The sequence below is a fragment of the Taklimakanibacter deserti genome (assembly GCA_003574785.1).
In genome coordinates, this window is record QORU01000042.1 from 1 (window position 1) to 948 (window position 948).

1 protein-coding gene is annotated in these 948 nt (G+C 63.6%); it reads left to right on the forward strand.

What is annotated here, in order from left to right:
* Position 1: 1 nt before the first annotated feature.
* Positions 2–948 (forward strand): zinc-binding dehydrogenase (locus DS839_RS35800; RefSeq protein WP_119275351.1); only part of this gene is annotated, 947 nt, incomplete at its 3' end.

Consider the following 948-nt stretch of genomic DNA (forward strand, 5'->3'; position numbering starts at 1 on the left):
CATGAAAACCCGCGCCGCCGTTGCCTTTGAGAAAGCCAAGCCGCTCGAGATCGTCGAGGTCGACCTCGAAGGTCCGCGCGAAGGCGAGGTGCTGGTCGAGATCAAGGCGACCGGCATCTGCCACACCGATGAGTTCACCATTTCGGGCGCCGATCCCGAAGGCCTGTTTCCGGCGATCATGGGCCATGAAGGGGCGGGCGTCGTCGTCGATGTGGGACCCGGCGTGAAGTCGCTCAAGAAGGGCGACCACGTCATCCCGCTCTACACGCCCGAATGCCGCGAATGCGACTATTGCCTCAACCCCAAGACCAATCTCTGCCAGAAGATCAGGCTCACCCAGGGCAAGGGCCTCATGCCCGACGGCACCAGCCGCTTTTCCTACAAGGGCAAGATGGTGCATCACTATATGGGCTGCTCCACCTTCTCGAACTACACCGTGCTGCCCGAGATCGCGCTGGCGAAGGTGCGAGGCGACGCGCCCTTCGACAAGATCTGCTATATCGGCTGCGGCGTCACCACCGGCATCGGTGCGGTGATCAACACCGCCAAGGTGGAAGAGGGCTCGAACGCCATCGTCTTCGGGCTGGGCGGCATCGGCCTCAATGTGATCCAGGGTCTGAGGCTTGCCGGCGCCAATATGATCATCGGCGTCGATCTCAACAACGACCGCAAGGCCTGGGGCGAGCGCTTCGGCATGACGCATTTCGTCAATCCCAATGAGGTGAAGGGCGATCTTGTCGCCCATCTCGTGGAGCTGACCGGCGGCGGCGCCGACTACACTTTCGAATGCATCGGCAATGTGAAGGTGATGCGCGTGGCGCTCGAGGCCTGCCACAAGGGCTGGGGCGAATCGGTGATCATCGGCGTTGCCGGCGCCGGCCAGGAGATAGCGACCCGGCCGTTCCAGCTGGTGACCGGGCGCGTCTGGCGCGGCACCGCCTTCGGCGG